The sequence below is a fragment of the Mesorhizobium sp. B2-8-5 genome (assembly GCF_006440675.2).
Taxonomy (GTDB): domain Bacteria; phylum Pseudomonadota; class Alphaproteobacteria; order Rhizobiales; family Rhizobiaceae; genus Mesorhizobium.
The window spans coordinates 423,451-448,169 of the sequence record NZ_CP083951.1; the positions used below are offsets into that span (position 1 = coordinate 423,451).

The 24,719-nt window shown below is 65.4% G+C and carries 23 protein-coding genes; 15 read left to right on the plus strand and 8 right to left on the minus strand.

The annotated features are described in order from the left end of the window. The first annotated feature begins 40 nt into the window (after nt 1–40). Genes FJ430_RS01990 through FJ430_RS02000 form a run of 3 tightly spaced genes read left to right on the plus strand, consistent with a single transcriptional unit; the run spans nt 41 to nt 2,942 of the window. Nucleotides 41–793, plus strand: coding sequence for a glycosyltransferase family 2 protein (locus tag FJ430_RS01990; RefSeq protein ID WP_140702201.1), 753 nt, complete (start codon nt 41–43; stop codon nt 791–793). Beyond that, a complete protein-coding gene (locus FJ430_RS01995; protein ID WP_226892039.1) occupies nt 790–1,470 on the plus strand; it encodes a glycosyltransferase family 2 protein in 681 nt (226 codons plus the stop codon). The genes FJ430_RS01990 and FJ430_RS01995 overlap by 4 nt, the downstream gene beginning before the upstream one ends. Further along, nucleotides 1,470–2,942 carry a nucleotidyltransferase family protein gene (locus tag FJ430_RS02000; protein ID WP_140702197.1) on the plus strand — a complete coding sequence of 491 codons (1,473 nt, stop codon included), beginning with the start codon at nt 1,470–1,472 and terminating at the stop codon, nt 2,940–2,942. Before FJ430_RS01995 ends, FJ430_RS02000 begins: the two co-directional genes overlap by 1 nt. Before the next feature lie 13 nt (nt 2,943–2,955). Here the strand turns inward: FJ430_RS02000 and FJ430_RS02005 are convergent, their stop codons facing one another. The 6 genes from FJ430_RS02005 to FJ430_RS02030 all read right to left on the minus strand — a co-directional run bounded on the left by FJ430_RS02005 (nt 2,956) and on the right by FJ430_RS02030 (nt 8,991). After that, a complete protein-coding gene (locus tag FJ430_RS02005) occupies nt 2,956–3,702 on the minus strand; it encodes a ferredoxin reductase (protein WP_140702195.1) in 747 nt (248 codons plus the stop codon). Between the two features lie 23 nt (nt 3,703–3,725). Next, a complete protein-coding gene (locus FJ430_RS02010) occupies nt 3,726–4,337 on the minus strand; it encodes a molybdopterin-dependent oxidoreductase (protein ID WP_140702193.1) in 612 nt (203 codons plus the stop codon). A gap of 112 nt (nt 4,338–4,449) precedes the next feature. After that, entirely contained in the window at nt 4,450–5,988 is a 1,539-nt protein-coding gene (locus tag FJ430_RS02015; RefSeq protein WP_140702191.1) for a DegQ family serine endoprotease, read from the minus strand. A 186-nt stretch (nt 5,989–6,174) separates the two neighbouring features. Further along, entirely contained in the window at nt 6,175–6,906 is a 732-nt protein-coding gene (locus FJ430_RS02020; protein WP_140702842.1) for an MBL fold metallo-hydrolase, read from the minus strand. 14 nt (nt 6,907–6,920) lie between these two features. After that, nucleotides 6,921–8,087, minus strand: a complete 1,167-nt coding sequence (locus tag FJ430_RS02025) for a diphosphate--fructose-6-phosphate 1-phosphotransferase (protein WP_140702189.1) — start codon at nt 8,085–8,087, stop codon at nt 6,921–6,923. A gap of 235 nt (nt 8,088–8,322) precedes the next feature. Beyond that, nucleotides 8,323–8,991: a L,D-transpeptidase gene (locus FJ430_RS02030; RefSeq protein ID WP_226892210.1), complete on the minus strand. Its 669-nt coding sequence runs from the start codon at nt 8,989–8,991 to the stop codon at nt 8,323–8,325. 332 nt (nt 8,992–9,323) lie between these two features. On the opposite strand from FJ430_RS02030, the gene FJ430_RS02035 reads away from it, so the two are divergent. The 3 genes from FJ430_RS02035 (at nt 9,324) to xylB (ending at nt 12,912) form a co-directional block, all read left to right on the plus strand. Continuing rightward, on the plus strand, nt 9,324–9,947 hold the full coding sequence (locus FJ430_RS02035) for a LysE family translocator (protein ID WP_140702185.1): 624 nt from the start codon (nt 9,324–9,326) through the stop codon (nt 9,945–9,947). A 105-nt stretch (nt 9,948–10,052) separates the two neighbouring features. Then, nucleotides 10,053–11,375 (plus strand): tetratricopeptide repeat protein, encoded by a 1,323-nt coding sequence (locus tag FJ430_RS02040; RefSeq protein ID WP_140702183.1) that lies wholly within the window; start codon nt 10,053–10,055, stop codon nt 11,373–11,375. Nucleotides 11,376–11,457: 82 nt separating this feature from the next. Further along, a complete protein-coding gene (gene xylB / locus FJ430_RS02045; protein WP_140702181.1) occupies nt 11,458–12,912 on the plus strand; it encodes a xylulokinase in 1,455 nt (484 codons plus the stop codon). A 227-nt stretch (nt 12,913–13,139) separates the two neighbouring features. On the opposite strand, the gene FJ430_RS02050 is transcribed toward xylB, so the two are convergent. Then, the gene (locus FJ430_RS02050; RefSeq protein ID WP_140702179.1) at nt 13,140–13,502 is read right to left on the minus strand and encodes a nuclear transport factor 2 family protein; all 363 of its coding nucleotides are present in this window, start codon (nt 13,500–13,502) and stop codon (nt 13,140–13,142) included. 113 nt (nt 13,503–13,615) lie between these two features. Here FJ430_RS02050 and xylA point away from each other — a divergent pair, with 113 nt between their 5' ends. Both xylA and FJ430_RS02060 read left to right on the plus strand, forming a co-directional pair. Further along, nucleotides 13,616–14,941, plus strand: coding sequence for a xylose isomerase (xylA, locus tag FJ430_RS02055; protein WP_140702177.1), 1,326 nt, complete (start codon nt 13,616–13,618; stop codon nt 14,939–14,941). Nucleotides 14,942–15,112: 171 nt separating this feature from the next. After that, nucleotides 15,113–15,316: a hypothetical protein gene (locus tag FJ430_RS02060; RefSeq protein ID WP_140702175.1), complete on the plus strand. Its 204-nt coding sequence runs from the start codon at nt 15,113–15,115 to the stop codon at nt 15,314–15,316. A 71-nt stretch (nt 15,317–15,387) separates the two neighbouring features. Here the strand turns inward: FJ430_RS02060 and FJ430_RS02065 are convergent, their stop codons facing one another. Then, nucleotides 15,388–16,368: a GlxA family transcriptional regulator gene (locus FJ430_RS02065; protein WP_140702173.1), complete on the minus strand. Its 981-nt coding sequence runs from the start codon at nt 16,366–16,368 to the stop codon at nt 15,388–15,390. Between the two features lie 131 nt (nt 16,369–16,499). Here FJ430_RS02065 and FJ430_RS02070 point away from each other — a divergent pair, with 131 nt between their 5' ends. The 7 genes from FJ430_RS02070 to FJ430_RS02100 all read left to right on the plus strand — a co-directional run bounded on the left by FJ430_RS02070 (nt 16,500) and on the right by FJ430_RS02100 (nt 24,451). Beyond that, nucleotides 16,500–17,423, plus strand: coding sequence for a 3-keto-5-aminohexanoate cleavage protein (locus FJ430_RS02070; protein ID WP_140702171.1), 924 nt, complete (start codon nt 16,500–16,502; stop codon nt 17,421–17,423). Nucleotides 17,424–17,437: 14 nt separating this feature from the next. After that, nucleotides 17,438–18,064 (plus strand): HD domain-containing protein, encoded by a 627-nt coding sequence (locus FJ430_RS02075; RefSeq protein WP_140702169.1) that lies wholly within the window; start codon nt 17,438–17,440, stop codon nt 18,062–18,064. A 5-nt stretch (nt 18,065–18,069) separates the two neighbouring features. Beyond that, the gene (locus FJ430_RS02080) at nt 18,070–19,218 is read left to right on the plus strand and encodes a carnitine 3-dehydrogenase (RefSeq protein ID WP_226892041.1); all 1,149 of its coding nucleotides are present in this window, start codon (nt 18,070–18,072) and stop codon (nt 19,216–19,218) included. A gap of 4 nt (nt 19,219–19,222) precedes the next feature. After that, on the plus strand, nt 19,223–20,386 hold the full coding sequence (locus FJ430_RS02085) for an acyl-CoA dehydrogenase family protein (protein ID WP_140702167.1): 1,164 nt from the start codon (nt 19,223–19,225) through the stop codon (nt 20,384–20,386). 64 nt (nt 20,387–20,450) lie between these two features. Further along, a complete protein-coding gene (locus FJ430_RS02090; protein WP_140702165.1) occupies nt 20,451–22,529 on the plus strand; it encodes an acetate--CoA ligase family protein in 2,079 nt (692 codons plus the stop codon). Beyond that, entirely contained in the window at nt 22,522–23,304 is a 783-nt protein-coding gene (locus FJ430_RS02095) for a carnitinyl-CoA dehydratase (RefSeq protein WP_140702163.1), read from the plus strand. Before FJ430_RS02090 ends, FJ430_RS02095 begins: the two co-directional genes overlap by 8 nt. A gap of 214 nt (nt 23,305–23,518) precedes the next feature. Next, nucleotides 23,519–24,451 (plus strand): alpha/beta hydrolase, encoded by a 933-nt coding sequence (locus tag FJ430_RS02100; protein WP_140702161.1) that lies wholly within the window; start codon nt 23,519–23,521, stop codon nt 24,449–24,451. The last annotated feature ends 268 nt before the right edge of the window (nt 24,452–24,719 follow it).

Below are 24,719 nucleotides of genomic sequence, written 5' to 3' on the forward strand. Positions count from 1 at the left end.
CCGGGGGGCTGGACCACACAAGACAGTTCGGGGATCACGGATGAAGCTCTCCGTGATCATGCCGGTTCACAACCGCGAGACTTACGTCGGCGCAGCACTCCGCTCGCTGCTCAGGCAGCGCGACGCCGCCGATCTCGATATCGTCGTGATCGACGACGGCTCGACCGACGGTTCGGCTCAAGCCGTGCGCGCGATGATGGACGAAGCATCCTGCATCCGACTGTTTCAGCAGGAGAACATGGGCGTGACCCGGGCGCGCAACAGCGGACTGAGACAGCTCGAGCCGGAGGCGGAGCTGGTGTCCTTTCTGGATTCCGACGACATCTCGCCAGCCGGGCGCTTCGCCGCCGACATAGAGCTTTTCCGGAAGGATCCCGCTCTCGATCTTACCTATTCCAGGATGATGCTGGTCGACAGGATCGATGACCAGACGCTGGAGCCGGCAGAAGACTGCAACAGCATTACCATTCGCGGCATTCATCTGTCGGCCGCGATCTTCTCGCGCCGTTTGGTCGACCGGCTCGGCGGTTTCGACGAGGACTTCGTCCAGGCCGAAGATACGGACTTTCTGCTGCGCAGCTTCGAGGTCGGCCCCCGATACCTGCTCCCGGACACGCTGGCGCTTTATTACCGGCGGCACGCCGGCAACATGACGAGGCAGGAAGACGTCCAGTCGCGCGAGTTCATGCGCGCGATCTACAAATCGATGAAGCGCCGCAGGGCCAACCCGTCGCTCAAGCCGATCGAAGGCATTTTCGAACTGAAGAAACTCGCGGACTGGCGGTTCATATGATGAGCGGATACGGCGTCGTCATTCCTGCCTACAACGCCAGCGCCACGATCGTCGAGACGCTGCGATCGGTGGCGGCGCAGACGGCGCGGCCCGAGCTGGTCGTGGTGGTCGACGACGGCTCGACCGATGATATTGCCACTGCTGTCGACGGCATCGACCTGCCGCTCAAGCTTTTGCGCCAGGACAATGCCGGGCCGGGCAGCGCGACCACCCGCGGCATCGCCGCGCTGTCGACGCCCTTCATCGCCACGCTCGACGCCGACGACCTTTGGCTGCCCGGAAAGATCGCGGCGCAGCTTGCCCATCTCGAACGGCTTCCCGGGACATCGGGGGTCTTCACCCATATACGCAGTTTTCGCGACGGAGAGCCCGATGCGATGGCCCCGGCCGCAACGCCCGGCTGGTCGCGCTCGACGATGCTGATGCGCCGAGCGGCCGCGGAGAGCGTCGGACCGATGATCGACCCGCCGGGCGGCCGTGGCGAGATGATCGACTGGATCGCCCGGGCGCGGGAAAGCGGGTTTGTCCTCGACATGATGTCTGACATCCTGGCGCTGCGACGCATCAGGCCGGGAAGCCTGTCCTACGGGCGCGATACGGCACGCGACCGCGGCTACCTGGAAGTGGCACGGCTGGCCATGCTGCGACGGGCGCAAAGCAAGGCCAGCTCCAGCTGATGGCGAAGATCCGTCGCATCGGCAAGCGTTTTCCAGACTATGGCTGGTCCTGGCCGACCGGCTCGCTCGACCAATTGCTGAAGGCAGCGCTTCTGCCCGACGAAGAGGCGGCGCGCCTTTGCGCCGAAAGGTGGCTGGACGAGAACGACATCGATCACGTCTCCTTCCGGGAACACCGGCTGCTTGCCGCGATTTCCGACAGGTTCGGACGCAAGCTTGCCGGCCACGCCGCCTATCCGCGCCTCGTCGGCCTGCAGAAGATGCTTTGGACCAAGTCGCGCATGGCCATGCGCGAGGCGGAGCCGGCGTTGAAGGCGATGGTCGATGCCGGCTGCGCGGTTATGCTGATCAAGGGCGCCAGCCGCGTTGCGCTCGACGCCGCCGCGCAGCGCGGGCGCGTGGCGCATGACATCGACATACTGGTGCGGCCGGACGATATGCAGCCGGCTTTCGATGTGCTGCGCGACCGCGGCTGGCAGATCGCCACCGGCGTTTCCCCGCAATATCTGCGCACAAGGCTAGCATCGCTGCGCTCGATGAATTTCTTCAAGGGCAATTATGGCGACATCGACCTGCATCAGCTCGCCTATGACGGCTCGCAGCAGAACGCCGAGGACGACCTCGCGATCTGGCGCCGCGCGATTGCCGCCAGGTTCAGCGACGTCAGCGTGGTCGTCCCTTCGCCCGCCGACCGCATCGCGCTCGCCATCGCGCATGGCGGCCTCGACGCGCATACGCATAGCGACTGGCTGGTCGACTGCACCGTGGCCATCGAAGGCGGCGATGTCGACTGGGCGCTATTCCTAGACGTCATCGCCAGGCGCGGTCTCGCCGTCGCCGCGGCGGTCGCGCTTTCCTACCTCGCGCTGGAGATCGGCATCGCGGTGCCGGAAGCCGTCGTGGCGCAGGTGGTGGGCATGGCCGACCGGCGCGGCGCGGCGCGCCTGTCGTCCGTCCTGCAGGCCAAGCCGCGCACCGATTTCGGCGCGCTGACCTGGCTGTCGCGGGGGTTTGCAAAGCAGCTGCGCCTGCGGCGCAAGAAAGGCCGGCTGAAGCAGACCGAGCCGGACATCGTGTGGCGCGGCAAATCCATGGCGGCGAAGGCAGCCGGCCGGCCTGCTGCATTTGTGCTCTCGCAAACCCTGGATGAACCGCGGGGCGAAGCCGGCGAGATGATGCTCGATCTCGTCGTGCGCATCGTCGTTCCGCCGGTCAGGCGACGCATCGAAATGGAGATCAATGCGGGCGACCGGCACGTGGCCCGGCTGCGCTCGATGGCGATCAGCCGTTCCGGCGGGGAGCGGATGCTGCGCTTTCGCGGCAAGGTGAAGCTTGACCGGACGGGACGGACCCTGGTGCTGGAGGCGCGGCCGTCACGACAGTTTCGCGTCTGGGACAACGAGCAGGCCGTCGCCACCTATGGCGCGCTGCCTTTCCAGCTCGTTTCGGCAACATTCTCCCGACCCGGCTGAGACGAGGCTCTCCTCAGACGCCATAACGCTCGGTGCGGATCAACCCCGCCGGAACGCCGGCGCCGATCAGCGCGTCGGCGGCGGCCGATACGAATGCATTCGAGCCGCAGACATAGGCGAGCCTCGGCGTCTTCGGCAGACGCTCGATGGCCTGAGCCATCATGCGGGCGTCGACACGCCGGGAATAGTCGGAGGGCCGCCTGGCCGGCTCGCGGGTCAGCGTCAGCACCAGATCGAATCCGTCGCGACGATCGTCGAGGCCGATCAGCTCGTCGCCGAAAATCACCTCGTCCCAGACCCGCGCCGAGAACACCAGCGCGACAGGCACCGCATTGTTGCGCAGCGTGCGATGGCGCAGCATCGCCATCAGCGGCACGACGCCCGAGCCGCCGCCGACCAGAAGGATCGGCCCGCCGTCGCTCTCCTCCCAGATGAAATGGCCGCCCAGCGGCCCGCGCAGCTCGATCTCGTCGCCGACCGCCGCCACGTCGTGGAAGAAGGGTGAGACCTCGCCGTCGTCGAGCCGTTCGATCGCGAGCTCGATGCCGCCACCTGCTTCCGGCGCCGAAGCGATGGAATAGGAGCGGCGCGCCTGATAGCCGTCCGGCGCCGTCAGCCTGATGTCGACATGCTGCCCTGCAAGATGGGCGAAGGGCCGCGACGGCTGGAACCAGAAGCTGGTGACGCGCGGCGTGCGCTTTTCGATGCGGGCGATCGTGGCTGCCTGCCAGGGCGATTGCGGCGACGGCTCGGCGGTCATCGATTGCTGCTCACAGATCGCCCTCACGGGTCACTGGAATAGCGCTGCTCGCGCCAGGGATCGCCATACATGTGATAGCCGCGCAGCTCCCAGAAGCCCGGCTCGTCGCGTTCGGTGAACTGCAGCCCGTTCACCCATTTGGCCGATTTCCAGAAATAGAGATGCGGCACCAGGAGCCGCGCCGGCCCGCCATGATCTGATGTGATCGGCTTGCCCTCATAGAGCAGCGCCACCATCGCCCTGCCGGTGACGAGGTCCTTGGTTGGGACATTGGTGGAATAGCCGTCGAAGGACAGTGCCAGCGTATAGGCGGTCGGCGGCTCGATGCCGGCATCGGCGAGGATGTCGTCGATCATCACGCCTTGCCACGGCGTGTTGAACTTGGTCCAGGCCGTGACGCAATGGATATCGCGCGTCATCTTGCTCTGCGGCAGGGCGTTGAATTCGGCCCAGTTCCATTTCTTGATCGGCCGCGGCCCCTGCTTGAGGGTGAAGGACCAGTCCTCGGCGCGCACCCGCGGCGTCGGCCCGGCCGACAGAACCGGGAAACCCTGCTCCAGATACTGGCCGGGCGGAATGCGCGCGTCGGTGTCGGAAGGAGGACGCCGTCCGGAAAAGAAACCACGCGTAACCATCGAGACATCTCCTGCGCCGGCAGAAACGATCGGCGCAGTGTTCTCGAAGATATCGCCACGGGCAACAGGAATCTCGGCGACCTGCCGGTTTCCGGCAGGTCGCCATGCATTGTCAGCCGGCGGCGAAAGGCACCGCCACGAAGATCTGCGCGTCACCGCGATCGATCAGCAAAAGCACCGACTTCTTGCCGGACTTGCCTGCCTCGGCGATCGCCTGGTTGGCCTGCCTGGCGGTCTTCACCGGCATCTGGTCGACGCCGACGATGACATCGCCGGGCTGGATGCCGGCGACCGAAGCCGCCTTGTCCGGATTGACCCGCTCGACCACCGCGCCGCGCTGGTTGCCGGCAAGGTTGAGCTGGTCGCGAATATCGGGCGTGAGGTCGGTCAGGCCGAGGCCAAGCGAGGGAACGCGCAAGCCCTGTTCGGCCGACGGGCTGCGGCCTTCATTGCCGTTCGACGCCGTCTTCTGATCGTCAGCGTTGCGGCCGACATCGGCGGAAATCTGCATCGCCTTGCCCTTGCGCCAGACATCGAGCGTTTCCTTGGCGCCCGGCGACACGTCGGCGACGGCGCGCGACAGATCCTTCGGATCCTTGATCTCCTGGCCGCCGAAGCCGGTGATGACGTCGCCGGTCTCGATGCCCGCCTTGGCAGCCGGCGACCCGTCGGTGACCTGGGAAACCAGCGCGCCGCCCGGATGATCGAGGCCGATGGCGCTGGCGACATCCTGAGTGACCGGCTGGATCTGCACGCCGAGATAGCCATACTCGATGTCACCGCCCTTCATCAGCTTGGCGACGACCTTCTCAGCCTGGTCGGACGGGATGGCAAAGCCGACCCCGACACTGCCGCCATTGGGCGAATAGATCGCCGTGTTGATGCCGATGACATTGCCGTTGACGTCGACCAGCGGGCCGCCGGAATTGCCGTGATTGATCGGCGCGTCGATCTGGATGAAGTCGTCGAACGGGCCGCTATGCAGGTCGCGACCGCGCGCCGAAACGATGCCGGCGGTGACCGTGGTGCCGATGCCGAACGGGTTGCCGATCGCCAAAACCTGGTCGCCGGTCATCAGCTTATTGGAATCGCCCCATTTGACGGTCGGCAGAGGCTTGTCGGCCTTTATCTTGAGCACCGCCAGATCGTTCTTGGCGTCGTGGCCGACAAGCTTGGCGGGAAGCTCGGTACCGTCGTCGAGCGTCACCTTGATCGAGCTTGCGCCGTCGATGACGTGATTGTTGGTGACGATGGTGCCGTCCGCGCCGACGATGAAGCCGGAGCCAAGCGCCTCGGCGCGCTGCCCCTGCTGCTGCGGCGGCGACTTTGGCATCGGCATGCCCTGGTCACCGAAGAACTGCTGGAAGAACTGGTCGAAAGGCGCATTGCCGCCGAGCGGCGAGCCCTCGTCCTGTGGCTGCGCCTCCATCACCGAAGTGATGGTGACAACGGCCGGCTTGGTGACGGCGATGATCGGCGCGAAGGAGCCGTTCGGAGCCGTGATGCCGGCGACGGGCGTCTGCGTGGTCGCGGCCACGGTGCTGAGGCCGGCATTGCTCTGGGCGAAGGAGACGATGACGGGCGAAATGATCAGCGCGGCGCCCAACAGGGCGGCGACGCGATGTCTGCGAAGAATGCTTGAGGGTGACATGGTCGTTCTGTCCGGGCGAGCGTTGATCCGGCGTCGCGGGCGCTCCCACGGGATCGTCCGTCGACGTGCCGATGACCGGATTTGCCTGTCTCGCCGTGCATGGCAGCCGGCCGTCTCGACAGACACGCATCTAGGACGCCTAGTTGCCATAATTAGGGTTTTGAGGCGACCTTACGAAGATTTAATTCAGAGGGCGCTTACGAACCGCTCTCGGCGGCGCAGGTAGGACGAGGCCATTTCGCGCATGCGGGCGGCATCGAAGCTCGGTCCGTGGCCGCCATGGCCGATGCGGATCGGCAGGTCGAGCAGGCGCTGCATGGTGCGGCAATAGGCCGTGCGGTCCGAATCCGGCAGGTCGTCGATCAGCATGCCGTCATAGATGGCGTCGCCGGCGAAGAACAGGCCGTCGGTCTCGTCGAAAAGCGCGATCGAGTCCGGCGAGTGTCCAGGCAGATGCAGCACGCGGAATTTCCGGTCGCCGAGATAGACGATATCGCCCTCGTCGAGCGCGCGGCTCAGCGGGGCGGGAGGAATGCGATAGTCAGCCGCTTTCCAGTCCGGCGCCGGCAGCTTCGAGACGGCGCCGTCGAGATTGTGGAACATATACGCGTAGGTGACGGCATCATCCATGCTTTCGAATTGCGCAGCGCTCATCTTCGGCCCCATGCGCAGCGGGAACTCATGCAGCGAGCCGACATGGTCGAGATGGATGTGGGTGGCGACGACGATGAGCGGCTTGCCGGCCGGCGTGTCGATCTCGGACGCCAGGCGGCAAATACCCATGCCGGTGTCGACCAGCAGGTCCGCGTCGCGACCCTTCAAATGCCACATGTTGGCGCGCACGAAATCATGCACGAAGGGCTCGGTCAGCATCGTCGTGCCGGCATCGACTTTCGCCGTGCCGAACCAGTCGCCCATCTCAAGCTCGCTCATCAGACGAACGGCTTCCCGACCTTGTATTTTTCCGGCACCAGCCGCTTCAGGTAGGCCATGCCGGCTTCCGAAAGCTGGTTCAAGTCCGGCTGCATGAAATCGTCGGGCATGTGGCGCGTCTTGCCGGCCACCGCCTTCAGCGGCACCTTCTTCAGCACGCTCTTCGACCCGTCATACTGGATCGCGACCGAGCCGCCGCCTTCCCCGGCGACGGCAACCGCGAAGGCGCCGGCGTCGAAGGCTTCCTTGGCGTCGACGGCGCTGATCGCGCCGATATAGCCGCGCGGCATGTAGCCCAGCGCATCGACCCGCGCGCGCTTGCCCGGCAGGCCTTCGGCCAGAGCGCGTTCGAGCGCCGCCGGCAGATCGCTGCCCGACAGTTTGACGTTGCCGTGCTGGTCGCGCTCGAGCTTGTCCGCCGGCACCAGGCTTTCCACCAGCGCCTTGCCGTCGGCGGTGCTGACGCCTTCCGAGACGGCGACGATGCAGCGCTTGTGACGATCGAGCTTTTCGCGCACTTCATCGATGAAGCGCTTTGCCGAGAAGGCGCGCTCGGGCACGTAGATCAAATGCGGGCCGCTGTCGGGATCGAGCTGCCAGGCGGCCGCGGCAGCTGTGAGAAAGCCGGCATGCCGTCCCATGACGATGCCGACATAGATGCCGGGCAGGGCGCGGAAATCGAGATCGACCGACAGGAACGCGCCGGCGACGAATTCGGCGGCCGAGATGAAGCCCGGCGTATGGTCGTTCTCCTCGAGGTCGTTGTCGATGGTTTTCGGCGCGTGCACGAAGGCGATCGAGCCGCCGGCGGCATCGGTCAGGATCTGCTGGGTGCCCGACGTGTCGTTGCCGCCGATATAGATGAAGGCGTCGGCGCCGGCCTTCTTCAAGCCGTTGAGGATGACCTCGCAATAGGCGGCGTCGGGCTTGTCGCGGGTCGAGCCGAGGGCCGCGCTCGGCGTGCCGGCAATCAGCCTGAGCCGATCCTCGGGGATGGCGGAGAGGTCGACATAATTGCCGTCGCGAATGCCGCGCACGCCATGGATCGAGCCCAGCACCTTGGCGCCGGGATGACGCTTGCGGATTTCCAGCGTGGCGCCGACGACGGTCTGGTTGATGACGGCGGTCGGGCCACCGCCCTGCGCGATGACGAAGGTTTCAGCCATGCTTTTTCACTCCCTAGAGCATGATGCCGAAAAGTGTGAAGCGGTTTTCGGACGACATCATGCTCCAATTCTTTGATTTGGAGACGGATTCAGATTTCAGGTCGAACAGACCTGAAATCATCCGGCTCTAGGCGAAGGCTTTCAGGGCACCTTCGCCTGTCTTGCGGCATCGCGCAACGGAAGAAACGGAAGCATGATCCTGAAAGTGGCGGCCGCATAGGCTGCCCGAAAAAGATCACACCACGACGACCGGGTTCTTCTTGGAAACGCGGCTGTAGAGATCGATGATGTCCTGGTTGATCAGGCGCACGCAGCCCGACGACATCGCCTGGCCGATGCTCCACCATTCGGGCGAACCGTGGATGCGGTAGCCGGTGTCCTTGCCGTTCTGGTAGATGTAGAGTGCGCGGGCGCCGAGCGGGTTGGTGAGGCCGCCGGGTTGGCCGCCCTGCCATTTCACCAGTTCCGGCTTGCGCTGGATCATCTCCGGCGGCGGCGTCCACACCGGCCATTCGCGACCGTACTGGATGTTGGCGCGGCCCGACCAGCGGAAGCCGTCCTTGCCGATGCCGACGCCGTAGCGGATGGCATCGCCGCCCGGCTGCACCAGATAGAGCATGCGCTCCTCAAGATGGACGACGATGGTGCCGGGCGCCTCGCCGGTCTTGTCGACGACGATCTGACGGCGGAACTGCGGCTTGACCTTCTGCCACGGCACCTCCGGCACCTGGAATCCGCCGTCGGTGAGCGAGGCATACATGACGTCCGGGCCGGTGATGTTCTTGTCGACGCTGATCGCCGGACGCATCGGCGGCACGGAACCGGTGACGGTGTTGTCGAGCTGCATTTGCGGCAGGTCGAGCGCGTCGGTGGTGCTGCAGCCGGCAAAGCCGAGCAGCGCCATGGCGCCGGCGCCGGAAAGCACGGCGCGGCGGGAAAGCTGAATTTCGGTATCGATTGCGGCGCCGTTGGAAGGCGGCGTCAGACTTTGCGGCAACTCGCGCATGCACCAAACCCTACGCTGCCGGCGGGAAGCACGGTCCGGCCGGATCGCAGGCATTTTCGCCACTCATGGTTGAAAAAGGGTGAAAGACCGGAAGCCGGGCTTAACCCTAACGGATCGTTGCGGTGGCCGATGGGCCTGCAGCCCAGGCGCCGAAGATTTTTCCAACGGCCCCTTTACATTCCCGCCCACCCCAGGATTTATCCTTTCCTTTGCGCTCGAGGAGTAAGGAAATGTCCTTCGAAAACTGGGCCGCCTTCGCCGCCGCCTCGTCCATCCTTCTCGTCATCCCCGGCCCGACGATCCTGCTGGTCGTTTCCTATGCGCTCGGCCAGGGCTGGCGCACCGCGCTGCCGATGGCGGTGGGCGTGGCGCTGGGCGACTTCACCGCCATGACGCTGTCGATGCTCGGCATCGGCGCGCTGCTCGCGGCTTCGGCCACGGTGTTCACCGTGCTCAAGGTGATCGGCGCCGGCTATCTCATCTATCTCGGCATAAAACTGTTCCGCGCCGGCGGCGCGCTGAAGGCCGAGCCGCGCACCGACGCGGTCTCGGCGGCAAGGATGATGGCGCATGCCTGGCTGGTGACGGCGCTCAACCCGAAGAGCATCACCTTCTTCGTCGCCTTCCTGCCGCAGTTCCTCGACCGGAACGCCGACTTCTGGATGCAGATGCTGATCTTCGAGACGACCTTCCTGACCTTGGCTTTCGCCAACGCCTTCGGCTACGCGCTGGTTGCATCCAGGGCCCGCGCGATCGTGCGCAACCCGAAGGCGATCCGCATCTTCAATCGCACCGGCGGCACGCTGCTGGTCGGCGCCGGCATCGCCACGGTGGCGATGCGCTCCAGCAGCTAGGCCTGGGGCAAAAGCGAGGCAGATCACGTCTCCGCGGTTGGCGGGTTGGTACGGGTTGCTCTAGGATCGGATCCCGACCGAAAAATCGTCGATAGCGAGGACGTAATGATAGAGGACGCATTCGGCCTGGCTTACTCGGGCGCGACTGAAGCCGGGTTCCCGTCCTATGCCCGCGCCGTGCATGAGCTGCAATGCTTCGTCGGCGACCCGGTCGCTACAATCGATCGCGCCATCGCCGACGATCCCGGCTTCGTGATGGCGCATGTGTTCAAAGGCTATCTGTTCGGCCTTGCCACGGAGCGGGAGGCGATGGCCGTCGTGCGATCCTGTCATGCGGCGGCGCAGCCGCTTGCCGGCGCCACGCGCGAACAGGCGCATGTCGCGGCGCTCGGCCATCTCGCCAATGGCCACTGGCATGAAGCCGCGCGCATCCTCGAGGACATCGCGATCGACACCCCGCACGACGCGCTGGCGCTGCAAGTGGGGCATCAGATCGACTTCTTCACCGGCAATGCGCGCATGCTGCGCGACCGCATCGGCCGGGCGCTGCCGGCCTGGCAAAAAGGCATGCCGGGCTACCACGCCATTCTCGGCATGCAGGCCTTCGGGCTGGAGGAGATGGGCGATTATGCCCGTGCCGAATCCTTCGGCCGGCAGGCTGTGGAGATCGAACCGCGCGATGGCTGGGCGCAGCATGCGGTCGCGCATGTCATGGAAATGCAAAGCCGACAACGAGACGGCATCGCCTGGATGCGCGCCGATCCCGACGCCTGGTCGAAGGACAGCTTCCTGCAGATCCACAATTGGTGGCACCTGGCGCTGTTCCATTACGATCTCGGCGAAACCGACGAGGTGCTCAAGCTCTATGACGGGCCGATCTATGGCGACCCCTCGACATTGGCGCTCAACATGGTCGATGCCTCGGCGATCCTGTGGCGCCTCACTCTGGGCGGCGTCGATGTCGGCGACCGCTGGGCGGCGCTCGCCGCCAACTGGATCCCGAAAGCCGCCGCCGGCAATTACGCCTTCAACGACGTGCATGCTATGATGGCCTTTGTCGGCGCCGGACTGGAGGCGCCGGCCAAGACGCTGCTCGAGGCGCAACGCGAAGCGATGCGCGGCAGCGACGACAACGCCGCCTTCACGCGCGATGTCGGACATCCGCTGACGCTTGCGATCAAGGCCTTCGGCGAAGGCAATCACGACGAGACAGTGCGCCTGATCCGGCCGATCCGCTCGATCGCGCATCGTTTCGGGGGCAGCCATGCGCAGCGCGACGTGATCGACCTGACGCTGATCGAGGCCGCTCTGCGCGCCGGCGATACGGCGCTCGCGCGGGCGTTGACGGCCGAGCGACAGCTGGCGCGGCCGGAAAGCCCGCTGTCGGCGCTGTTCATGCGGCGCGCCGCCGATTTGTCAGAGAATTGACCCGGGACGGATCTTGCCCTAAAAACTGGCCAAGCCAGATTTTTTCGAGATCCGAAAAAATTAACGGCATTGGGAGGAAATCATGTATCTCGGCCTCGACCTGGGCACATCGGGCGTCAAGGCGCTGCTGATCGACGACGGCCAGAAGGTCATCGGCTCCGGCCACGGATCGCTCGATGTCTCGCGGCCGCATCCGGGCTGGTCGGAACAGGATCCGGCGCATTGGATCGAGGCCTGCGAGGCGGCGATTGCCGAACTCAAGGCTTCGCATCCGAAAGAGCTGGCCGCGGTCAAGGGCATCGGCCTTTCCGGCCAGATGCATGGCGCCACCCTGCTCGATGCATCGGACAAGGTGCTGCGCCCCTGCATCCTGTGGAACGACACGCGCAGCCATGTCGAGGCGGCCGCGCTCGATGCCGATCCGCGCTTCCGCAAGCTCACCGGCAACATCGTTTTCCCGGGCTTCACCGCGCCGAAGCTTGCCTGGGTGAAGGAACACGAAGCCAAGATCTTTGCCGCCGTCGCCAAGGTGCTGCTGCCCAAGGATTATCTGCGGCTCTGGCTGACTGGCGAGCATATATCCGAAATGTCGGATTCGGCCGGCACCTCGTGGCTCGATGTCGGCAAGCGCAGCTGGTCGGCCGAATTGCTGGCGGCGACGTCGCTCGACGAAAAGCACATGCCCTCGCTGGTCGAAGGCACCGCCAAGGCCGGCGCCTTGCGCGGCGAACTGGCCGCAAAATGGGGCGTCGCGGCGGGCACCCCGGTTGCCGGCGGCGCCGGCGACAACGCGGCCTCGGCCTGCGGCATGGGCACGGTCGGCGCCGGCCACGCCTTCGTCTCGCTCGGGACGTCGGGCGTGCTGTTTGCGGCGAACGCCTCTTATTTGCCCAACCCGGAAAGCGCAGTACACACTTTCTGCCATGCGCTGCCCAACACATGGCACCAGATGGGCGTCATCCTGTCGGCCACCGATTCGCTCAACTGGCTATCGGAAATCACCGGAAAGGGCGCCGGCGACCTGACGCGTGAACTCGGCGATGCGCTGAAGGCGCCGACGGGCGTCACCTTCCTGCCCTATCTTTCGGGCGAGCGCACGCCGCACAATGATTCCGCCATCCGCGGCTCCTTCACCGGGCTCGCGCATGAATCGAGTCGGGTGGTGCTGACGCAGGCGGTGCTCGAAGGCGTCGCCTTCGCTTTCCGCGACAGTCTCGAGGCCCTGAAGAAGGCCGGCACGGAGCTGACCCGGGTGACCGCGATCGGCGGCGGCTCGCGCTCGCGCTATTGGCTGAAGGCGATCGCCACCGCGTTGCAGGTGCCGGTCGATATTCCCGCCGACGGCGATTTCGGCGCCGCCTTCGGCGCGGCACGGCTGGGGTTGATCGCCGCGACGGGTGCTGATCCGTTGGCCGTGTGCACCGCGCCGGCAACGGATGCGACCATCGAGCCGGACGCAAGCCTGGGTGGCGCCTTCGCGGATGCCTACCAGCGCTATCGCGCGCTCTATCCGGCGATCCGGGCGGTAACTGCGTGAGTTTGCGCGAGGCACCTAGTAGTTGCATGGGTAGGCGCGAGGCACCCCCCTCTGCCCTGCCGGGCATCTCCCCCGCAAGGGGGGAGATCAGCAGCTTCAGCGCCACTGCACTTTTTTCAACGCTTGCGATTGGCGAAGGCCTGCGTGACAGCCAATCTCCCCCCTCGAGGGGGAGATGGCCGGCAGGCCAGAGAGGGGGGGCTCGCACCGCCCCTCCGAAATTAGCCTCACTGCGCCGGCACCTTATCCAAAAACCCGGTGACGCTCTTCAGGCGGCCATCCTCGATGACGCCGATGTCGGTGCCTTCGATGACGGACTCCGTGCCTTCGGGTCCCAGGTTCCACGAGAAACGGATGCGGTCGGCGAAACCGTCCGGCTCACGCTTCAGCGAGAAGCGGAAGCCGGCAAAGCGCTGCTGCACGCCGTCGATCAGTGCCGAGACGCCGGCGTGGCCGTCGCCCCGCATGACCGGGTCGCGATAGCTGACATCCTTGGTGAAGGCCGCGTCGAGCAGCGCCTTGCGGCGGGCCGCATCGCTCTCGTTCCAGGCGGCGATGTAGTTGCGGGCGATCGTGTTGAGGTCAGTCATGATCATCATCCTTCGTTGGATCGTTTCGACACGACGCTTTTCGCGCCCCACGGACGCCAAACCAATTACGCCCGAGGTAATCGGGCGAAATCATCTCGGAGAGGAAGGAAACCATGAGCAGCGGATTTTTCGGCGACATCAAGACAATCAAATATGAAGGGCCGGATTCGACCAATCCGCTGGCCTATCGCTTCTACAATCCGGACGAGGTCGTCGCCGGCAAGCGGCTGGAAGACCATCTGCGCTTCGCCGTCGCCTATTGGCATTCCTTCGCATGGCCGGGCGGCGACCCGTTTGGCGGCCAGACCTTCGACCGCCCCTGGTTTGCCAAGCCGGGCGGCGTCGACACGATGGAACTGGCCAAGCTCAAGGCCGACGTCGCCTTCGAAATGTTCTCGCTGCTGGGGACGCCCTATTTCTGCTTCCACGACGCAGACGTGCGCCCGGAAGGCAAGGATTTTTCGGAGAGCGCCGCGCGCCTCGACGAGATCACCGACTATTTCGCAACCAAAATGAGCGAGACCGGCGTCAAGCTGCTATGGGGCACGGCAAACCTCTTCTCGCACCGCCGCTTCATGTCGGGCGCGGCCACCAATCCCGATCCGGACGTGTTCGCCTATGCGGCCGCGACGGTGAAAAGCTGCATCGACGCCACCAAGAAGCTCAAGGGCGAGAACTATGTGCTGTGGGGCGGCCGCGAGGGCTATGAGACGCTGCTCAACACCGACCTTGCCCGCGAGCAGGAGCAGGCCGGCCGTTTCCTCAATCTCGTCGTCGATTACAAGCACAAGATCGGTTTCAAGGGCACGATACTGATCGAGCCGAAGCCGCAGGAGCCGACCAAGCACCAGTACGACTACGACGTCGCCACCGTCTATGGCTTCCTCAAGCGCTTCGGGCTGGAGAAGGAAGTAAAACTCAACATCGAGCAGGGCCACGCGATCCTGGCCGGCCATTCCTTCGAGCATGAGCTGGCTTTGGCGAATGCGCTCGGAATCTTCGGTTCGATCGACATGAACCGCAACGACTACCAGTCGGGCTGGGACACGGACCAGTTCCCCAACAACGTGCCGGAAATGGCGCTGGCCTATTACCAGGTCCTGCAGGCCGGCGGCTTCAAGACCGGCGGCACCAATTTCGACGCCAAGCTCAGGCGTCAGTCGCTCGACCCGGACGACCTCTTGATCGGCCATATCGGCGGCATGGATGCTTGCGCGCGCGGCCTCAAGGCGGCGGCCAAGATGATCGAGGACAAGGCGCTGTCCGGCCCGCTCGCCGAGCGCTATGCTGGCTGGAACACCGCCGAAGGCAAGGCGATCGTTTCGGGCGAGCGCACGCTGGAGGAGATCGCCGAGCGCGTGGTAAAGGAGAAGATCGAGCCGCAGCCGCGCTCCGGCCGGCAGGAACTGCTAGAGAACATCGTCAACCGCTACGTCTGATCGCTCAGGCGGAATGCCCGACCGTATTGCATTCGCGCGGGGCAGAACTTCACGACAAGGTTTTGCCCCGAGCCGCCCCTTAATCGCCCCGCTCTTGCCTTCAAACAGCCGTCACGGAACTCGTATAAACGTAGCTCCTGTGGCGGGTGAAGAAGAAGGAGGCGAACCGATATGCAGCATGAACGCGAAATCGACGCCCTGCTCTCGTCCGGCGAAACCGGATCAATCATCGACCGGCTGATGGCATTGCCGCGGCCGACGAACGACGTGAAGACCGAATGGGATCGCGCCGTCAGCAACCGCTTCGAAATCCGTCTTGCGAGACAGATGCGCTCGCAGATGGACAGCGCCAGCGACCGGCAGACCGCCGCTTGAGCGAGCAGCAGGCTGCCGCATAGCGAGCGGAAGGCCGCCGCCTTAGCGAGCGGAAGGCCGCCGCCTTAACCCTACCCCCGGCGAAGCCTGACCGGCGCCTCGCCGAACGCCCTGGAGAACGCCCTGGAAAATGCCGCGGCGGACGAGAAGCCTGTCCGCCCGGCAATATCGGCCATGGCAATGCGCGTGTCGACGACGAGACGGCGGGCGGCGCTGAGGCGCAGCCTCAGATAATAAGCGCCCGGCGTCTCGCCGATCGATTTGCGAAAAATGCTTTCCAGCGTTCTTGCCGTCACGCCGGCGCGCCTGGCCACGGCGTCGATGGTGAGCGGCTGGTCGACATGCGCTTCCATCAGGCGGATCGCCTGGGCAAGCCGCGGGTCGTAGCCGTCGAGCCGGCCGAGCGATACCAGCGGCTGCGCGTCGGTCGCGGCGCGCGCCTGGTCGTAGATGAAGACGCTCGCCACATCGAGCGCGGCGGCCATGCCGAGCCGGGTGCGGACCAGATGCAGCATCAGGTCGAAGGTCGGCGAGGCGCCGCCGGAGGTGAAGACCGGCCCGTCGATGACATAGCGGTCCGGCCGCACGTCGACGCCGGGAAAGGCGGTCGAAAACTCCTCCATATCCTCCCAATGCGTGGTGGCGCTGCGGCCCTCGAGCAGCCCGGCCCGCGCCACCAGCCAGGTGCCGGCCTCGACGCCGCCGCAGGCGCGGGCCGCCCGCACCGCCCTGCGCAGGCCGGCAAGCAGCGCGGACGTGGCGTAATTCTGCGTGCCGAAGCCGGCGACGACGACCAGCATGTCGGTCGGCTCGGCCGCGTCGAAACGGCCGCTGACCGCAACCGGCAGGCCGCAAGTCGTCACCGGCGCCTCGCCCGTGACCGAGACCAGCTTGAAATCGAACAGCGTCTCGCCCGAGATGCGATTGGCGGCGCGCAACGGATCGACCGCCGAGGCGACGCACATGATCGATGAGCCCGAGAACACCAGGAACGTCACCTTGAGTGGCTCGCGTTCGGATCGAAAGATGGTCGGTTTTTCGCTTTTGATCATGAGACCTTCGTAAAACGCAAAACAGTTTCCGGCAAGTCGGGCATTCTTGATGAATTCCTGTGCATGCCGTGCCATTGTCGGCTCCCGCTTCTGGGTGGCATGCATGGCCGATCGAATCTGGGAGGATCAAGATGCCGCTTGCGATGAACCGCGAGGTCTTCATTACCTGTGCCGTGACCGGTTCCGGCGGCACGCAGGACCGCAGCCCGCACGTGCCGCGCTCGCCCAAGCAGATCGCCGATTCGGCGATCGACGCGGCCAAGGCTGGTGCTGCGATCGTCCATTGCCATGTGCGCGACTCCGAGACCGGCAAGCCCAGGCGCGACGTGCATCTCTACCGCGAGGTGACGGAGCGCATCCGCGAGGCCAATGTCGACGTGGTGCTGAACCTGACCGCCGGCATGGGCGGCGACATGGTGTTCGGCTCGCCGGAAGCGCCGCTGCCGCTCAACGAGAAGGGCACCGACATGGGCGGCGCCACCAACCGCATGGAACATGTGCGCCAGTGCCTGCCGGAGATCTGCACGCTGGATTGCGGCACGATGAATTTCGCCGAAGCCGACTACGTCATGACCAACACGCCCGGCATGCTGCGCGCCATGGGCGGCATGATGACGGCGCTCGGCGTCAAGCCGGAGATCGAGGCCTTCGATACCGGGCATCTGTGGTTCGCCAAGCAATTGGTCGAGGAAAAGGTCCTCAACCCGGATGCGCTGGTGCAGCTGTGCATGGGCGTGCCGTGGGGCGCGCCGGACGACCTCAACACCTTCATGGCGATGGTCAACAACGTCCCCTCGACCTGGAACTGGTCGGCCTTCTCGATCGGCCGCAACCAGATGGCCTATGCGGCGGCGGCGGTGCTCGCCGGCGGCAATGTCCGCGTCGGCCTGGAAGACAATCTGTGGCTCGACAAGGGCGTTCTGGCGACCAACGCGCAGCTCGTCGAACGCGCGGCGAGCATCGTCACCAATCTCGGCGCACGCGTGCTCGGGCCTGAGGAAGTGCGCAAGAAGCTCAATCTCACCAAGCGGGCACCGATCGCGGCCGCGGCGTAAGGCGGGCGTTGGTCATGGCTGATACCGTCAAATTCACCGCGATGAAGGACGGCGACAAGGAAGACTACGAATTCCTGACCGCCCATGAGATCGACTATGCCGCCAAGACCGGCGACCGGCTGCTCGACGCGCTCGTGCAGTTGGATGAAGGGCTTTCCGGCTACAAGATCACCCGGCTCGGCCATTCGCTGCAGGCCGCGACGCGGGCCTGGCAGGACGGCGCCGACACCGACTGGATCGTCTGCGCGCTGCTGCACGACATCGGCGACATTTACGCGCCCTACAATCACGACGAATATGCGGCCGCGATCCTGAAGCCTTTCGTGCGCGAGCAATGCACCTGGGTGGTGGAAAAGCACGGCGACTTCCAGCGCCTCTATTACGCGCATCACCTGGGCGGCAACCCGCATGCCCGCGACCGATTCGCCGGCCATCCCTATTTCGACGACTGCGACCGTTTCTGCGAGCGCTGGGACCAGTCGAGCTTCGATCCCGACTACGAGACGCTGCCGGTCGAGTTCTTCCGGCCCTTCGTGCTCGAAGTCTTCGCCCGCAAGGCCTACGACCCGGCGGTGATCCGCGCCGGCGAGCGCGTGGCCCTCACCGACCTCGATACAGCCAAGACGAGAACCGGAGCCTGACAAGCATGAGCATCATCAACAAGGCGGCCGCCATCGGCGGCGGTGTCATCGGCGCCGGCTGGGTGGCGCGGCTGCTCTTGAACGGCATCGACGTGTCGATCTTCGATCCCGATCCGGAAGCGTCGCGCAAGGTCGGCGAGGTCATGAAGGGCGCGCGCCGCGCCTACAAGCAGATGCTGCCCGGCGGCCTGCCCAAGGAAGGCAAGCTCACCTTCGCCAAGACCATCGCCGAGGCGGTGGCCGACGCCGACTTCATCCAGGAAAGCGTGCCGGAGCGGCTCGACCTCAAGCACAAGGTGCTGGCCGAGATCGACGCGCATGCGCCGGCCAATGCCATTGTCGGCTCGTCGACCTCCGGCATCAAGCCGACCGACATGCAGGTGGCGATGAAGAAGCACCCGGAGCGGCTGGTCGTCGGCCATCCGTTCAACCCGGTCTATCTTCTGCCGCTGGTCGAGATCGTCGGCGGCGAGCAGACCTTTCCGGAGGTGATCGAGGTCGCCAAGGAGCTCTACGCCTCGATCGGCATGAAGCCGGTGGTGGTGCGCAAGGAGATCGAGGCCTTTGTCGGCGACCGCCTGCTTGAAGCCGCCTGGCGCGAGGCGCTTTGGCTGGTCAAGGACGGCATCTGCACGGTCGAGGAACTCGACGACATCATGCGCTATTCCTTCGGCCTGCGCTGGGCGCAGATGGGCATGTTCCAAGTATACCGGGTCGCCGGCGGCGAGGCCGGCATGCGCCACTTCATGGCGCAGTTCGGACCTTGCCTGAAATGGCCGTGGACCAAGCTGATGGACGTGCCGGAGTTCAACGACGAGCTGGTCGACCTGATCGCCTCGCAGTCGGACGAGCAGGCGCATGGCCTGTCGATCCGCGAGCTGGAGAAGATCCGCGACGACAATCTGGTCGCGATCATGGAAGCGCTGTCGAAACAGAACAAGGGCAAGGGCTGGGGCGCCGGCGCGCTGCACAAGGACTATACGAAGCAGCTCGCCAAGCTGGCGGCGAAGAACACCCCAGCCGAGGCCATCGCAAAGGCCAAGGCGACAAAGCCGGCGAAGAAAGCCGCGAAGCCGGCAAAGGCTGAAAAGCCGGCAAAAGCCGGGAAGCCCGCAAAGGCCGACAAGGCGAAGAAGAGCAAGAAGAAGGGCTGAGGCGATGCATTTCGGTCTTTCGGAAGAACAGAAGCTTATCGTCGAGACGACGCGGGCCTTTGTCGAGAACGAGCTTTATCCGCATGAGCGCGAGGTGGAGCGCACCGGCGTGCTGCGCCGCGAGCTGATCGACGAATTGAAGGCCAAGGCGATCGGGGCCGGGCTCTACGCCGCCAACATGCCGGCCGATGTCGGCGGCGCCGGCTTGGACACAGTAAGCTGGCTGCTCTACGAGAAGGAGCTTGGCCGCGCCAATTATGCGCTGCACTGGACCTGCGTGGCGCGGCCTTCCAACATCCTGCTTGCCGGCACGCCGGAGCAGCGCGAGAAATACCTTTTCCCCTGCATTCGCGGCGAGAAGTGGGACTGCCTGGCGATGACCGAGCCGGGCGCCGGCTCCGACCTGCGCGGCATGAAGGCGACCGCCGTGCAGGACGGCTCGGACTGGGTGCTCAACGGCACCAAGCATTTCATCTCGCATGCCGACATCGCCGACTTCGCCATCGTCTTCATGGCCTCGGGCGAAGAGGATTCGCCGCGCGGCAAGCGCAAGAAGATCACCGCCTTCTTCGTCGACAAGGGCACCAAGGGTTTTTCGGTGCGCGACGGCTACCGCAATGTCTCGCATCGCGGCTACACCAATTCGATCCTGGAATTCGACGATTGCCGACTGCCGGCATCCCAGGTACTCGGCGAGGTGCACAAGGGTTTCGACGTCGCGAATTCGTGGCTGGGGGCCACGCGCCTGCAGGTCGGCGCAACCTGCCTCGGCCGCGCCGAGCGCGCGCTGTCGCACGCCATCGAATATGCCGCGCAGCGCCAGCAGTTCGGCCAGCAGATCGGCAAGTTCCAGGGCGTGTCGTTCAAGCTCGCCGACATGGCGACGGAGCTCAAGGCCGCCGACCTGATGGTCTTCGAAGCCGGCTGGAAGTACGATCAGGGCACCGTCACCGACCAGGACATGGCGATGGCCAAGCTGAAGGCCACCGAGATGCTGGCCTTTGTCGCCGACGAAGCCATCCAGATCCATGGCGGCATGGGTCTGATGGACGACCTGCCGCTGGAGCGCATCTGGCGCGATGCCCGCGTCGAGCGCATCTGGGAAGGCACGTCGGAGATTCAGCGACATATTATTTCGCGGGCGCTGCTGCGTCCGTTCGGAGCTTAGAGCATGATTACCCCAAACCGGGACCGGTTTTGGGGAAAGATCGCGCTCAAACGAAAAGATGGCCATGCATAAACTCGAACGTCTCCTGCGCCCGAAATCGATCGCCGTGTTCGGCGGCGCGCAGGCCGCCGCCGTCGTGGCGCAATCGATCAAGATGGGCTTTGCCGGCGATATCTGGCCGGTGCATCCGACCAAGGACGAGGTCGCCGGCCGCAAGGCCTACCGCTCCGTGGCCGACCTGCCCGGAGCACCGGACGCCGCCTTTGTCGGCGTCAACCGGCATCTCACCATCGAGGTGATCAAGGCGCTGGCCGAGCGCGGCGCCGGCGGCGCCGTCTGCTTCGCCGCCGGCTTCCTCGAGACCGAGGCCTATGACGAGGATGGCGAGCGGCTGCAGGCCGAGCTCGTTGCCGCCGCCGGCCAGATGCCGATCATCGGCCCGAACTGCTATGGCCTGATTAACTATGCCGACGGCGCGTTGTTGTGGCCCGACCAGCATGGCGGCATCCGCCTGGCCGAGGGCGGCAAGGGCGTCGCCATCATCACCCAATCGTCCAACATCGCCATCAACATGACGATGCAGAAGCGCGGCCTGCCGATCGCCTTCCTGATGACGGCCGGCAACCAGGCGCAGACCGGCCTGTCCGAAATGGCGCTCGGCCTGATCGAGGACGAGCGCGTCACTTCGCTCGGCCTGCATATCGAGGCTTTCGACTCCGTAGCCGGCTTCGAAAGGCTGGCGGCGCGCGCCCGCGAGCTGGAGAAGCCGATCATCGCCATGAAGGTCGGCCGCTCGGAGCAGGCGCGGCAGGCGACCGTTTCGCATACCGCCTCGCTGGCCGGCTCGGACGCCGCCTCCGGCGCGTTCCTGAAGCGGCTCGGCATTGCGCGTGTCGATTCCATCCCGGCCTTCATCGAAGCGCTGAAGCTGCTGCACATCACCGGGCCGCTGCCCGGCTACAAGCTTTCCTCGATGAGCTGCTCCGGCGGCGAAGCCTCCGTGATGGCCGACAGCGCCGAGGGCCGCTGGGTGCATTTTCCGGCGCTTGCCGATCAGCATCGCGCGCATGTCAAATCGACGCTCGGACCGCTGGTCGCGGTTGCCAATCCGCTCGACTATCACACCTTCATCTGGAACAACGAGCCGGCGATGACGGCCACCTTCACCGCCATGGTGTCGGGCGGTTTCGACCTCAACATGCTGGTGCTGGACTTCCCGCGCCCCGACCGTTGCTCGGACGTCGACTGGTGGGCGACGCTGCGCGCCTTCGAGGCGGCATTGAAGACCAATAAGGCGCAAGGCGCGATCGTCTCGTCGCTGCCGGAAAACCTGCCGGAGGAATACACCGCCGGGCTGATGGCGCGCGGCATGGTGCCGTTGTTCGGCATTTCGGAGGCCATGGACGCCGCGCAGGCCGCCGCCTTCATCGGCTGGGCCTGGCGCGAGCCGCAGGCGCAGCCGGTCGACACCACTGCCGCGGGCGCGTCGGAAGCCAGACACGTGACGCCGGACGAGGCCGAAGCCAAGGAAAGGCTGATCAAGGCCGGCCTGCCGGTGCCGAAGGGCGAACGCGCTTCCAACGCGGTCGAAGCGGTGATCTCGTCGATGACGCTGGGCTTCCCGGTGGCGCTGAAGGCTCTCGGCGTCACGCACAAGTCGGAAGTCGGCGCCGTCAGGCTGAACCTCAAGGACGCCGAATCCGTCAGCGCCGCCGCGCATGACCTTCTGCCGCTCGGCACCGGGCTCTATGCCGAGCGCATGGTGCGCGACGGCGTCGCCGAACTGATCGTCGGCTTCACCCGCGATCCGATGTTCGGCGTGGTGATGACGCTCGGCACCGGCGGCGTGCTGGTGGAGCTTCTGCGCGACAGCGTGACCCTGATGCTGCCGGCAACGCGCGACGACATCGAGGCGGCGCTGCGTGGATTGAAGCTCTATCCGCTGCTCGAAGGCTATCGCGGCCGGCCGAAGGCCGATGTCCAGGCGGCCATCGACGCCGTCGCCGGCATTGCCGACTTCGTCCAGAAGAACGAAGTCGAGATCGAGGAGCTCGACATCAACCCGCTGATCGTCTGTGCCGAAGGCAAGGGCGCCTGGATCGCGGATGCCCTGCTGGTGCTTGGAGAAAAGAAGAATGACTGAAATCATCACCACCCGCCGCGAGGGCACGATCCTCGAGGTCACGCTCGACCGGCCGAAGGCCAATGCCATCGACCTGAAGACATCGCGGCTGATGGGCCAGACCTTCAGGGCGTTCCGCGATGATCCCGGCCTGCGCGTCGCGATCGTCAAGACCGCTGGCGACAAGTTCTTCAGCGCAGGCTGGGACCTGAAGGCGGCCGCCGCCGGCGACGCGGTCGACGGCGATTACGGCGTCGGCGGTTTTGCCGGGCTGCAGGAGTTGCGCGACCTCAACAAGCCGGTGATCGCCTGCGTCAACGGCATGGCGGTGGGCGGCGGCTTCGAACTGGCGCTGTCCTGCGACCTCATCTACGCCTCGGACCATTCCTCCTTCGCGCTGCCGGAAATCCGTGCGGGCACGCTGGCCGACGCAGCCACCATCAAGCTGCCGAAGCGCATCCCCTACCACATCGCCATGGACCTCCTGTTTACCGGCCGCTGGATGGATGTCGCCGAAGCGCATCGCTGGGGCCTGGTCAACGAAGTGCTGCCCAAGGACAAGCTCGAAGAGCGCGTCTGGGAGATCGCAAGGCTCTTGGCCAGCGGCCCGCCGCTGGTGTTCGCCTCGATCAAGGAGACGGCGCGCGTGGCCGAGGCGCTGACCTTCCAGGACGCGATGAACAAGGTGACACGCCGGCAGTTGCCGACGGTCGACGCGCTCTATGGCTCCGAAGACAATATGGAGGGGTTCCGGGCGTTCGCGGAAAAGCGCGACCCGGTTTGGAAGGGACGATAACGTCGGAGATGACGGCGCGAGGCACCCCCCTCTGCCCTGCCGGGCATCTCCCCCGCAAGGGGGGAGATTGGCAGTGTCGGCGCCGGCGCTCACCTTCCCCCGTTGGAGATTGGCGAAGGCAAATGCGACATCCGATCTCCCCCCTTGCGGGGGAGATGGCCGGCAGGCCAGAGGGGGGTGACCGGGCTGAACCTCTCCAGTCGGTCCAACCGCAATGACCGACTACAAAACCCTCATCGATGCCGAGACCTGGGCCTTCATCGAGAAGACCAACTCCTATTATCCGCCGGACACGATCGACTACACGATAACCCAGCAGCGCGCGATCTATGACCGGATGTGCCGGGAGTTCTTTGCCGGCTACCCGCAAGGCGTGACCGCCGAGACGACAAGCATCGCCAACGGCATCCCGATCCGCATCTATCGCAACGCCACGCCGAAGAATGCCGCGATGGTGCTCTATCTCCATGGCGGCGGCTTCATCCTGGGCGGGCTGGACAGCCATGACGATGTCTACGCCGAGCTTTGCGCCCGCACCGGCTTCGAGGTAGTCTCGGTCGATTACCGGCTGGCGCCGGAACATCTGCATCCGGCCGCCTTCGATGACGCGATGGACGCTTTCGAATGGGCCGCCGGGACCTATGACCGCCCTGTCGTGCTTTGTGGCGACAGCGCCGGCGGCAATCTCTGCGCGGCGACAGCGCATGCGACGCGCGGCCATGCGAAGAAGCCGGCCGGCCAGATGCTGATCTATTCCGGCCTTGGCGGCGACCATTCGCGCGGCTCCTACGTCACCCATGCCGAGGCGCCGATGCTGACGGTGCGCGATCTCGATTTCTACAAGCATATCCGCACCGGCGGCGTGGACCGGACCGGCGATATCACGCTCTACCCGCTCGCCGACGCCGATTTCGCCAATTTGCCGCCGACGGTGCTGATCACCGCCGAATGCGACCCGCTGTCGTCCGACGGCGAGGCTTATCGCGACCGCATCGTCGCGGCCGGCGGACGCGCCACCTGGTTCGAGGAGCCTGGCCTTGTGCACGGCTATCTCAGGGCCCGGCACATGGTCGGCCGGGCACGGACGAGCTTCACCCGCATCGTCGAGGCGGTATCGGCGCTCGGCCGGGGCGACTGGATCTGGTGACGCCCCGGCGACCCGGGAACGCTTTCCGCCCCGCTATCCTCAAATGAACCTTTCCCCGCCTGACAGCGACTGATGGCCAGGCGCCGCAATGGTGCGGCCCGGAAAGGGAAAGCCCCATGACCAGAAACCCAGAGACTCCGCGGTCTCCGGGAACAACGGGAGTCCAGCGCGATCACCGCCTTCGGGAAGGGGTCGACGCGCTGGGCTTTCGGCTGATTCCGTTGACCCTGCATAGGCGCAGGCGTATCGTCACGACGAGGAAAGCAGA

What these genes read in the sequence shown, in the direction of transcription:
- FJ430_RS01990 (WP_140702201.1), top strand. Translation starts at nt 41, where the DNA reads ATGAAGCTCTCCGTGATCATGCCGGTTCACAACCGCGAGACTTACGTC.
- FJ430_RS01995 (WP_226892039.1), top strand. Translation starts at nt 790, where the DNA reads ATGATGAGCGGATACGGCGTCGTCATTCCTGCCTACAACGCCAGCGCC.
- FJ430_RS02000 (WP_140702197.1), top strand. Translation starts at nt 1,470, where the DNA reads ATGGCGAAGATCCGTCGCATCGGCAAGCGTTTTCCAGACTATGGCTGG.
- FJ430_RS02005 (WP_140702195.1), bottom strand. Translation starts at nt 3,702, where the DNA reads ATGACCGCCGAGCCGTCGCCGCAATCGCCCTGGCAGGCAGCCACGATC.
- FJ430_RS02010 (WP_140702193.1), bottom strand. Translation starts at nt 4,337, where the DNA reads ATGGTTACGCGTGGTTTCTTTTCCGGACGGCGTCCTCCTTCCGACACC.
- FJ430_RS02015 (WP_140702191.1), bottom strand. Translation starts at nt 5,988, where the DNA reads ATGTCACCCTCAAGCATTCTTCGCAGACATCGCGTCGCCGCCCTGTTG.
- FJ430_RS02020 (WP_140702842.1), bottom strand. Translation starts at nt 6,906, where the DNA reads ATGGGCGACTGGTTCGGCACGGCGAAAGTCGATGCCGGCACGACGATG.
- FJ430_RS02025 (WP_140702189.1), bottom strand. Translation starts at nt 8,087, where the DNA reads ATGGCTGAAACCTTCGTCATCGCGCAGGGCGGTGGCCCGACCGCCGTC.
- FJ430_RS02030 (WP_226892210.1), bottom strand. Translation starts at nt 8,991, where the DNA reads ATGGCGCTGCTCGGCTTTGCCGGCTGCAGCACCACCGACGCGCTCGAC.
- FJ430_RS02035 (WP_140702185.1), top strand. Translation starts at nt 9,324, where the DNA reads ATGTCCTTCGAAAACTGGGCCGCCTTCGCCGCCGCCTCGTCCATCCTT.
- FJ430_RS02040 (WP_140702183.1), top strand. Translation starts at nt 10,053, where the DNA reads ATGATAGAGGACGCATTCGGCCTGGCTTACTCGGGCGCGACTGAAGCC.
- xylB (WP_140702181.1), top strand. Translation starts at nt 11,458, where the DNA reads ATGTATCTCGGCCTCGACCTGGGCACATCGGGCGTCAAGGCGCTGCTG.
- FJ430_RS02050 (WP_140702179.1), bottom strand. Translation starts at nt 13,502, where the DNA reads ATGACTGACCTCAACACGATCGCCCGCAACTACATCGCCGCCTGGAAC.
- xylA (WP_140702177.1), top strand. Translation starts at nt 13,616, where the DNA reads ATGAGCAGCGGATTTTTCGGCGACATCAAGACAATCAAATATGAAGGG.
- FJ430_RS02060 (WP_140702175.1), top strand. Translation starts at nt 15,113, where the DNA reads ATGCAGCATGAACGCGAAATCGACGCCCTGCTCTCGTCCGGCGAAACC.
- FJ430_RS02065 (WP_140702173.1), bottom strand. Translation starts at nt 16,368, where the DNA reads ATGATCAAAAGCGAAAAACCGACCATCTTTCGATCCGAACGCGAGCCA.
- FJ430_RS02070 (WP_140702171.1), top strand. Translation starts at nt 16,500, where the DNA reads ATGCCGCTTGCGATGAACCGCGAGGTCTTCATTACCTGTGCCGTGACC.
- FJ430_RS02075 (WP_140702169.1), top strand. Translation starts at nt 17,438, where the DNA reads ATGGCTGATACCGTCAAATTCACCGCGATGAAGGACGGCGACAAGGAA.
- FJ430_RS02080 (WP_226892041.1), top strand. Translation starts at nt 18,070, where the DNA reads ATGAGCATCATCAACAAGGCGGCCGCCATCGGCGGCGGTGTCATCGGC.
- FJ430_RS02085 (WP_140702167.1), top strand. Translation starts at nt 19,223, where the DNA reads ATGCATTTCGGTCTTTCGGAAGAACAGAAGCTTATCGTCGAGACGACG.
- FJ430_RS02090 (WP_140702165.1), top strand. Translation starts at nt 20,451, where the DNA reads ATGCATAAACTCGAACGTCTCCTGCGCCCGAAATCGATCGCCGTGTTC.
- FJ430_RS02095 (WP_140702163.1), top strand. Translation starts at nt 22,522, where the DNA reads ATGACTGAAATCATCACCACCCGCCGCGAGGGCACGATCCTCGAGGTC.
- FJ430_RS02100 (WP_140702161.1), top strand. Translation starts at nt 23,519, where the DNA reads ATGACCGACTACAAAACCCTCATCGATGCCGAGACCTGGGCCTTCATC.